A 10,108-nucleotide genomic window follows, 5' to 3' on the forward strand; every position below is an offset into this window, starting at 1 on the left:
GAGGCGCGGTAGCAGGCCGCGCATTTGCCGCCGGCGCATGGCGCGTTCCTTGGCCACGCGGTCATGGCTCTGGGCAAAGACGTAAAGCTCGCCGTCCCCGGCGTGGAGTTTAACCTCCACACCCTCGCGCACCTTCTTCCAGGGTTGCTCCAGTAAGGCGGCCTCGTATTTTTTGAGCCGCCCCTTGGGCGTACCCACTAAATAATACACCGGCGGATCGCTCCGGCGCATTTCCTCCAGAACCTCCTCGGTCGGAATGCCCCGATCCATCACCCAGATGCGTTCGGCTTTGCCGTATTGCGCCTCTATCTTTTTGAGGAAAGCACGCAGAGTGGTTTTGTCGGAGGTGTTGCCGGGCAGCACCTCGTAGGCCAGCGGGAAACCTTCCGGGGCGACGATCAGCGCGATCACCACCTGGACGCAGTCCGGGCGCTTGTCGCGAGAATAGCCGAAACGGCGCTTGCAGTCCGGCCCTTCCGGCGGATCGCTTTCAAAGTAGGTGCTGGTCAAATCATACAGCAAGACCTCGAACTTCACCCCAAAAAGATCTTTCCAGCGCTCGCTCAGATGCCCGAACAACGCCCGCTTGTGCTCCAGGAGCCGGTCATGCACCCGGTAAAGCGCATTCTTTTCCACCAGCGAAAAATCCTCACCCAGCAACTCGCCCATGGCGCTTTGCTCAAACCACTGACGATGCAGTTTCCACTCGCTGCCAGGAGCGATCAAACGGTAGCACACCAGCGTTTGCAAAATGTGGCGCCAATGCGTCCCCTCCCGGCTGTCCGGCAGTTTTTGCGACCAAAACTCACCCAGGCCCAGCTGCTCATACAGCTCGCAGGCCAGCCAACAGGCACCCCACTGCCGCGGACGGTGCAGGCTAAAATCCCTCAGCCGCACTCCGATCCCGTAATCGAGCGCATGAGCCGGTATCGAGCGGTCCCAGGAAAACAAGGCCATCTGGCGCGGCTGTCCTTCATCCTCATCAAACCCTTCGATCACCCGGCACCAAGCCTCGCGTTGACTGTCGTTGATCTCACCAAGATACAGGACAGGCCGCTGCACCACCTTCCCGCCCTCGCAACGCCGATTCTCCACGATCGACCAATACCGGTGTTCTTTGCCATCCTTCTTGCGCCGAGTATATCTCAAAAACATAACGACCCCATAGTATACACAAAAAAACCTCTTGGGGAAGAGGGTAGGTCTTCACTACAGACACTTTCGAGAACTCCATCCCCGTTTTATGCGCCTTACAGTTCGAAAACCTCCCGAAAAAAGCTGTTTTTAGCTGCGAGTTGAGAAAGTCGGGTTAGGGCCTACCGAAGACGAAAGCGCAGCGAATAACAATCAACCAACCATTATTGCCACAGAATCAATTTAATCCGCATGCTCAAATTCATAAAAGAGCGTGCATTATTTGGAAGTACAAAGAAAATCGATCAATTATCCCTTATTTTAAATATTCTCGACATTTTGGCCATTTTGGCCATTTTATAAAGTATGCCAAACCCCAAAAGCTATAAACATCGTGCATCGAAAGAGCTTGTCTGCGAATCCGCATCTGCGCTTAAGAATTCATTTGGTGCAGTTATCAAATCCGCCCAAACCAATGGTGCGGTTGCGATCACACGGCATAATCAACGCGAATTTGTTATATTACCTGCAAATGATTACGACGATCTCGTCCAACAAGCGAACGGTGACTTAGCCGTCGATTTGGACGATTTAAAAGCTCAGTACGATGCGATCTTCGAGCGTATGCAGACTCAGGATTATAGTAAAGGTATGGAGCGCTCTTTTTTGGCGAGTACTGAGGAACTTGGGTACGCCGCAGTCAAGCAAGTAGAGAAAAACTAATGCCAATCCCTCCTACGATTTACGTCCTGGCTGGTGTAAACGGATCAGGAAAAAGCAGTATATTAGGAGCATATCTTTTAGAACACGGATTGACATTTTATAATCCAGACGAAGCAGCAGCGGTAATACTTCGAATACATCCGCGGATTGATCAATTCCTTGCTAACGGACATGCATGGACGATGGGTAAAGACTTGTTACAAAAAGCCATCACAAACAAACGGAGCTTTGCATTTGAAACCACCTTGGGTGGACACACCATAACACAGCTCCTAATTAACGCAGCAGAAAGTGGATTGCGGTTAGTGATTTCTTACGTTGGCTTGAAGCGAGTTGATTTGAACATCGCGCGCGTAAATCAACGTGTCCAAAAAGGCGGCCACACCATTCCTGAAGAAAAAATTAGAGAGCGCTGGGATCGGAGCCGGGAAAATCTGATAAAACTAATTCCGCATGCCAGTAGTCTAAGAGTCTTCGACAACTCTGAACAATCCAATATCTTAGATGGAGAGAGGCCATCACTCAAACTCCTCTTGGACATTCGCGACAGGAAACTTGTTTTCCCCAAAGAACCCCTTGCTGCACCTGATTGGGTGAAACCCATTCTTATGGCGGCCCTCCAGGAGTTTAGGGATTAGACCTTCATAAAAGGCAGGACCCCGCTATCCGGAATTTTCAAAGAAGTATGCCGAGTAAAACGCGTGCAAACCCAGTCCTGGACTTTACGAATGCCAGAAAGTCTTCAGCCAGTTGTATTTGCGCAGGGCAATTTTTATACTGTCTGACAACGGTTCTAAATTGGAGACTTTGGTATTCATTTTCACTTGGCGAACGTTTCTCATACCGGCAATGACCGTACTCACCGCTGGATGATCGAGGGCAAAGCGTAACGCGAGCTCAGCCAGGGTATAACCACAACCCGTGAATTCTTTCTTTAAGTTTTCCACTCGATCCACCACACGACGAATGCGGTTTCCACGAAAGTAGTTATGACGAAAATCGTCTGTTCCGAATTTGGTGTCGTGGTTAAACTTTCCGGTTAACGCTCCTTCTTCCAACGCAACGCGTACAATGATGCCTACGTTTTCTTCCAGGGCAACCGGCAGTAATTCAGCGGCAGGCTCTTGTTCGAAAATATTGTAGATAACCTGCACGGTGTCCACGAGTCCGCTACGCATAAGGTCGATGACCGAGTTCTGATCCTGCTCTGGAGTGGAGATTCCAACAGCGGCAATTTTGCCCTCTTCTTTCAACTTCTGCAAAATATGAAACGGTTGTGGATCACGATTCCAGGCCCGGGTCCAGGAGTGGAGCTGTAACAGGTCAATACGTTCAACTCCCAGTTTTCTCAACCGCTCCTCAATGTTATTCCGCAGATAGTCTTCGCTGTATCGCGACTCCCAGGAGTCATAGGGTGACGGTGGCCACACTCCAGGTGAAGGCGGAGTCTTGGTCGCAACTTTGATTTCCTCCGACCGCTCCTTGAGAACCTTCCCGATGAGTTCCTCGCTGTGACCATTTCCGTAGCCTTGCGCTGTATCAATAAAGGTTACCCCAGCATCAATGGCAGCATGTAAGGTTTTTATGGATTCATCATCATCCTGAGGACCCCAGGCAGTTCCGCCGATGGCCCATGCACCAAACCCGATGTCTGATACATTGTAATTTGTTTTTCCGAGAGTGCGGTAGTTCATAATTCTAGCCGATCAACTCCTGGATCACCTTCCCTCCAAACTGGGACATCTGTTTGAAACGGCCTCCACTAAAATAGGTAAGCCTGTTATCATCGAGGCCAAGGAGGCTTAATAAGGTCACATGGACATCGCGAATGGGGTGAACCACATCCACTGCTTCAGCTCCGATTTCGTCGGTGGCGCCTACCGTTGTTCCACCGGCAACTCCGCCGCCTGCGAACCACATGGTCATGGCCTTGGAGTTGTGGTCTCGCCCATAGGCAGCTCCTCCATCACGGATACCGTTGTCGGGACTGCGTCCAAACTCTCCGCACCAGACGATGAGCGTGTCGTCCAACATGCCCCGCGCTTTCAGATCTTTAATCAGGCCGGCAATGGGTTTATCAATACTGGCAATGCGAGAGCCGTGGGCACGCTCCAGGAAGTCGTGGGAATCCCAGCCACCGGAGTAGACCTGGATAAAGCGAACACCCTTTTCAACCAGTCGACGCGCCAGTAATAACTTTCGCCCAAAAATTTCTGTTTCGTCCGTTCCAATGCCGTAAAGCTCTTTGGTCTTTTCGGCTTCCTGGTCGATATCGATAATTCCGGGAACCTGCATTTGCATGCGGAAGGCGAGCTCGTAATTGGCCATGCGCGCTTGAAGATCATCGTGCCATGGATGTTCCTCGAGATGATCATGGTTAAAGCGGCTCAGCAAATTCAGATTCTCTCTTTGGTGATCGGTCGTGATTCCCTCAGGTGCTTTCAGATCAAGTATAGGCGTCCCTTGCGGACGAAGCGGCGTACCCTGGAAATGTGCAGGAAGGAATCCATTCCCCCAATTGGGAGAACCTCCCTGAGGATAAGAAAGCTCGGGCAACACAATAAACCCGGGTAGATCCTGATTCTCGGAACCCAATCCGTAGGTAACCCAGGAACCCATGGCGGGATCGCCACCAAAACGATTGCCTGTGTTCATATGAAACAAGGCGGTCGGGTGATTGACCGAATCAGCCTGGCATCCACGATAAAAACAAATGTCATCCGCTACCTCGGCCAGATGCTGCCAAGGCTGGGTCATCCAGGCTCCCGATTGACCCACTTGCCGCGCTTCCCAGGGACTCTGCACATAGTAACGAGCACCACTTTCCATCGCAGACTTGTTTTCACCGCTGCGGGTGAACTTCTGCATGTGGATGCTGTTCAACTGGGGTTTGGGATCGAAGGTGTCGATGTGGCTCGGGCCTCCTTCCATCATCAGGAAAATGCAGTTCTTAGCCTTGGGTGGCAGATGAGGTTCCTTAACGGCTAATGGTCCGGGTGTCACAGTCGCTCCCATCAACTCAGGAGGCAGCATACTGGCCAATGCGACACTCCCCAAACTCGCTCCCATACTATAAAGAAAGTCACGGCGATTCAGCTGTTTGGCAGTGACCATGTTCTGAAGGAGCTCTTGTTGAAGTTTCTTATTCATGACTTTTTCCTATTGTTCCTGGATTCGGCACTGCGGGGACGCAGTTGCCCTACCCTTGTCGACGAAACTGGTAGGGCTCGATCGCCGAGTGAGCCGTCGGTGAATCGTCGGTATTGACCGTAAACCACCTTACCCTTAAACGAGACTTCATGAAATTGATGACTTTTAGTACACATACACAAATTCGTTGGAATTGAATACTACCAAACAAAGATCCGCCAAGGCACGTGTATTTGCATCGACATCCGCCATTCCGGGATCGGCTACGTAGTCGTCGAAGCCAAAAAGAACCTCCGTAAACTCAAAAGGTGCACCGCTCATTTCTTCCACGGCTGATCGCTTTACTTCACGAGGCAATTCCTTGGGTGGGAAATCAAGTCCTTCATGTCGCTTCTGCATATTATCCCAATGATCCAGACACAACTTCACTTCGTCGCTATTAGAATCGCGACCGTAAGCTCGTTGAAAAAGATCTTCGATCACCGCTTTCCGGCTTTTGTTTTTCTCGAGCAAGTCGAGGGCCGTCGCCACTGAACGATAAAGGGTGTCTTCCCCATTGAACAAACTGAAAACCTGAGGCGTAACAGTCGATGCCTGACGAAATTCGCAGGACTCATCGGGGCTGGGCTGGTTAAAGACTTCCATGAAGGGATTTCTCAGGCCGCGGATTTTCTTGGCGTACACCGAGCGGCGGTTGCGTTCTTCAGGCGTCCGGGCCGGTTCGTAGGAGGCCGCATAGGAGCCCATCACCTGCCGGGGTTGGGTGGCCACATCCCGGTTGATTTCCGGCAAGGCCGGCAGACCACCCACCAGCGGGCTAAGCTCACCAGAAACGTAGAGCATACTATCCCGGATCTCTTCAGCACTCAGGCGCCGTTGTTTAAACGTCGCATACGATTTTCCGTAAGGATCTTTCTCATCTAACAACTGGCGATCCTTATACTCGGTAGAACGGCGGTAGGCTTCGGAAGACATGATCAAACGGTGCATTGCTTTTACGGACCATCCCGACTCCACGAAGCGCGTCGCCAGAAAATCGAGCAATTCCGGATGACTGGGTTTCCCGCCCATCGCCCCAAAATTATTCGGCGTGTCCACGATGCCCTGACCGAAGTGATAATTCCAAATGCGATTGGCCATGGATCTCGACACCAATGTGTTTTTCGGATCAGCCAACCATTTGGCAAAGGCTAGTCTCCGACCAACAGGACCTTCAGGAATGTTGTTGTACTCGTTGGCTTCCAGAGTATCGTTGGAATCCGGCAAGGCGCTGAAAACTCCCGGTGTCACTTTTTCGGCATAAGCAAAAGGATCGCCACCGGTAAGAATATGGGATGATTCCAGTTCTCCCCCACCCATGGGATTCTGCGGCATCTTCATCATTTTCCCCGATGAAACCGGCTCCTCCGGAGACAACCCGCTATAGACAGAAAACGCATAGGGCTCGAACTTCTTCATTTCGAAACTGGTGCGCTGCACATTCTTCTGTCCTACCTTGATCACTCCAAGCTCTTCCAAGGTGAGCCCATAATTCCGAGGAGGCAGCTTTTCATCCGGTATTCCCTGCTTTGTGAGCTCTCGGCGATTTCCTACCGGGATTCCGTTTTCCAGACACCATTCCTCCCGCGCCTTGGTTTCTTTTGCATCCAGAACGTCGCGCATTTCCGCGAAATACTGCAGCCGCTTTTCCATCACTGTTTTTTCGTCAAAACCCGCCAGGGTTTCATAGTCTTGAAATGGCAGCTCACGATCGACGAATTGAGTCGTGGCAAACACCGCCTGAATACGGTAATAGTCCTTGGTTGGGATCGGATCAAACTTATGATCGTGACAACGGGCACATTGCAAAGGGTGCGACAAGAAAACCTGACCGACGCTGTTGGTGACATCATCCAGAAACTGCTGCCTCGTTTCACGCGCAACCGACATGCCCGTATGTTCCCAGGGACCCATGCGTAGAAATCCGGTGGCTAAAATGGCATCCGGATTCTCGGGATCCCATTCATCGCCGGCTACTTGCTCGATAACAAATTGATCGAAGGGTTTGTCCTGATTGAAGGCACGAATTACGTAGTCCCGGTACCGCCAGGCACTGGTCCGCTCGTAATCATTGGAAAATCCGGAGGAGTCGGCGTAACGAACCACATCCAACCAATGTCTCCCCCACTGCTCTCCGTATCGTAGGTCTTCAAGCAGTCGATCCAACACCTTGGCGAAGGCCTTTTCGTCGGAACTTTTGTCTTTCAGGAAAGCTTCCACTTCTTCCGGTGTGGGAGGCAGGCCTATCAGGTCAAAGGTCGCACGCCGGATCAGAGTCCTACGATCAGCCAACTTCCCAGCCTGGAGGCCAACGTCGTAAAGCTTCTTGTTTATAAACGCATCCACTGGATGCACTTTTTTGAACTTTGTCGGAGGTGCCGGATCCGCTACCGGCTGGTAGGCCCACAAATTCTGTTCCTCATAACGCCGGTAAGTCCAGTCGTCATCCAGCCCACCACTCGTCTGGACAATCACCCCTTCCGCATATTTCTTGGTAATAATCGCCTGATCTTCATCGGATGGCCAGGGTGCTCCGGCATCAATCCAGTCGCGAATGAGCCAGGTCTGCTCTTCGGTCAGCTTGTCCGCTTCCTTCGGCGGCATTTCGTAATCTTCCACCTTCCAGGTTGTTGCGGTATACATCAGACTCCCGTTGCCGTTTCCCGGAATCAGCACATCATCCGAAGATTCTCCACCCAAAAGCATGTCCTCGCGGTTCGTGAGCACCAGATCGCCTTTCAGGTCTTCATCGTTGTGACAAGCGAAGCACTTCTGCTTCAGCAACGGCTTAACTTTCAACGCAAATAGCTTTTCGCCATCCGTATAGGAATCCTCCTGGGCATGAAGCGAAGTGCTTAATAGTCCTGAAATCGCCACGATTGTGGCAACTAGCAAGGTAGGGGCATTTGTAACTTTGGAAACCATTTCCATAAAAGGGTAATACAGATTTAAACGTAAAAGTAACGGATTACATTAGCAGAAATACAGAATTTTTCCACAAGGATCGTAGCAAAGTTTTTTTGATAAATTCAGTCATCGCAACCAACAAATCTTTATACCGCGACACAGACTCCTCCTTTAGTGGCAGATTTGTATACGGCTTCAATAATTCGAATGTCGCGCAGACCCATTTCACAGGAGGCTTCGAAGGTTTTGTCACCGGCCTGAATTGAAGATCCAGCGTAAGATTGAAAATCTCCACATGACCGACATCATCTACCCATGCGGTTTCGCCAGCAGCTCGTTTTTCTCCACACAGTTCCTCAATCACCTTGGTAAAAGTCCCACCTTCTACCGAAGCCGATTCTCAATCTCAGCCTCGAATGGTAAGCGGAACCAAGTAAACAACCACTTACCATAACTAGGTGCATGCTCCAGGTTTGTATGTTTTGGACCCGACAGTGCAGCGTTCAGAACCCCCATTAAAATTACTAACCCGCCAGCCTTGTTAGACTGCCTCGCAACTATACATTCGATCGAATGAACTTTTTCTATATATTCTATCGCATGTATTTTATAATTGCATTCGATCGAATAAATATTTTGTATTCCCGCCATGAAAGTTAATTCACCCAAAGATCTGGGGTTATTAGTACGTGACTGTAGAAAATCCAAAGGCTGGACTCAAGCTGAACTAGCCAAGCGTTCAGGGGTTAAGCCTCTATGGATTTCCCAGTTTGAAAGGGGTAAATCAACGGCACAAGTTAAGCTTGTTTTCAGCGCATTAAAAGCATTGGGGATAGATCTGTGGACTAGAGATCCATCCTCCAAATCATCATACCCTAAAATAAGCCTCATTAATTTGGATGACATTATTTCAAGTTAATTAGCCTGAAACACGACGCTATGAACGAAAAACTAATAGCCACCTATGAGGATAAGATAGTGGGTTACCTGAACTACTCACAGGATCGTTTAACATTTGTCTACGAAGAAGCGTGGCAATATAACCCTGATGCATTCCCCCTCTCTCTCTCCATGCCTCTTATCGTGAATCGGCATTCCGATGAGCTTGTTCGACCCTTTATCTCCGGATTACTACCTGATAACTTGGATGTCTTGCGTCGTTGGGGGCAACGATACCAAGTCTCTGCTCGAAATTCCTTTCGACTACTCGCTCACGTTGGCGAAGAATGTGCAGGAGCGGTACAGTTTGTTAGCGAAGACAAGTTACCCTCCCATCTATCGAGCAGTCAAAAACCCACCGTGACCTGGTTTCGGAAGATGAACTGGCAGAACGAATTAAAACGCTAGTTGCCGACCATTCCTCCGCTCGGCGCCTGGGAGATCAGGGGCACTTCAGTCTCGCTGGAGCCCAACCCAAAACCGGACTCTATCGAGATCCCGAATCTGGACGCTGGGGAGTACCCTACAGGAAAACCCCCACCACGCATATTCTCAAACCCGATACAGGGCAATTTGCCAACTATGACCTCAACGAACATTTTTGCCTCAAACTCGCTAACAAACTAGATCTTAAAGCTGCTGACTCTGAACTTCAAATCATTGGGGATATACCAACAATCATTATCAAACGCTTCGACAGGATTGTCCTCCATAATTCAATCGTGAGAGTTCACCAAGAGGACATGTGTCAATCTTTATCCCGTGCCCCGGATAACAAATATCAAAATGAAGGAGGCCCTGCAGCCAGCGAAATATTTGAGCTAATTCGAGAGAAATCAAGTAAGCCTCTGGAAGATGTTACTCGTTTTTTAGACGCTATGATTTATCATTGGTTTATCGGAGGAACTGATGCCCATGCCAAAAACTTTGGATTCCTCATAGCCGGGGATAATCAAGTCCGATTGGCACCTCTTTATGATACAGCTTCATCACTCCCCTACCCGATAGACACTCCCATTCAAAAAGCTAAACTGGCGATGAAAATAGGTGGACGCTATCACCTTAATGAAATAGGTAAAGAGCAGTGGGAGAAAGCTTCTTCGGAATGGAATATTTCACCGGATGAAATAATTGAGAGAATAACAGCGCTAGCCAAAAAAATACCAAATGAGATTGCCCCGAAAAATGGAGACCCGTTGTGCTTAGGTTATAATTT

9 protein-coding genes are annotated in these 10,108 nt (G+C 49.8%); 5 read left to right on the plus strand and 4 right to left on the minus strand.

All coding sequences use genetic code 11. The features are described from left to right. Positions 1–1,155, minus strand: a 1,155-nt coding sequence (locus O3C43_22995; protein ID MDA1069356.1) for an IS1634 family transposase, incomplete at its 3' end; no start/stop codon positions are given. 345 nt (positions 1,156–1,500) lie between these two features. Here O3C43_22995 and O3C43_23000 point away from each other — a divergent pair. Further along, entirely contained in the window at positions 1,501–1,857 is a 357-nt protein-coding gene (locus O3C43_23000; protein MDA1069357.1) for a type II toxin-antitoxin system prevent-host-death family antitoxin, read from the plus strand. Continuing rightward, positions 1,857–2,495: a zeta toxin family protein gene (locus O3C43_23005; protein MDA1069358.1), complete on the plus strand. Its 639-nt coding sequence runs from the start codon at positions 1,857–1,859 to the stop codon at positions 2,493–2,495. Before O3C43_23000 ends, O3C43_23005 begins: the two co-directional genes overlap by 1 nt. Before the next feature lie 84 nt (positions 2,496–2,579). Here the strand turns inward: O3C43_23005 and O3C43_23010 are convergent, their stop codons facing one another. The 3 genes from O3C43_23010 to O3C43_23020 form a co-directional block, all read right to left on the minus strand. Next, positions 2,580–3,551 carry an aldo/keto reductase gene (locus O3C43_23010; protein ID MDA1069359.1) on the minus strand — a complete coding sequence of 324 codons (972 nt, stop codon included), beginning with the start codon at positions 3,549–3,551 and terminating at the stop codon, positions 2,580–2,582. 4 nt (positions 3,552–3,555) lie between these two features. Then, a complete protein-coding gene (locus tag O3C43_23015) occupies positions 3,556–5,007 on the minus strand; it encodes a DUF1501 domain-containing protein (protein ID MDA1069360.1) in 1,452 nt (483 codons plus the stop codon). 165 nt (positions 5,008–5,172) lie between these two features. Then, positions 5,173–7,971, minus strand: a complete 2,799-nt coding sequence (locus O3C43_23020) for a PSD1 and planctomycete cytochrome C domain-containing protein (protein ID MDA1069361.1) — start codon at positions 7,969–7,971, stop codon at positions 5,173–5,175. Positions 7,972–8,602: 631 nt separating this feature from the next. Between O3C43_23020 and O3C43_23025 the strand changes: the two genes are divergently transcribed. The 3 genes from O3C43_23025 to O3C43_23035 form a co-directional block, all read left to right on the plus strand. Next, positions 8,603–8,872, plus strand: a complete 270-nt coding sequence (locus O3C43_23025) for a helix-turn-helix domain-containing protein (GenBank protein MDA1069362.1) — start codon at positions 8,603–8,605, stop codon at positions 8,870–8,872. Positions 8,873–8,892: 20 nt separating this feature from the next. After that, entirely contained in the window at positions 8,893–9,300 is a 408-nt protein-coding gene (locus O3C43_23030) for a HipA N-terminal domain-containing protein (GenBank protein MDA1069363.1), read from the plus strand. A gap of 26 nt (positions 9,301–9,326) precedes the next feature. Further along, positions 9,327–10,108: HipA domain-containing protein (locus O3C43_23035; GenBank protein MDA1069364.1), on the plus strand; the 782-nt coding region annotated here is incomplete at its 3' end.

This window comes from Verrucomicrobiota bacterium (genome assembly GCA_027622555.1).
GTDB lineage: Bacteria > Verrucomicrobiota > Verrucomicrobiia > Opitutales > UBA2995 > UBA2995.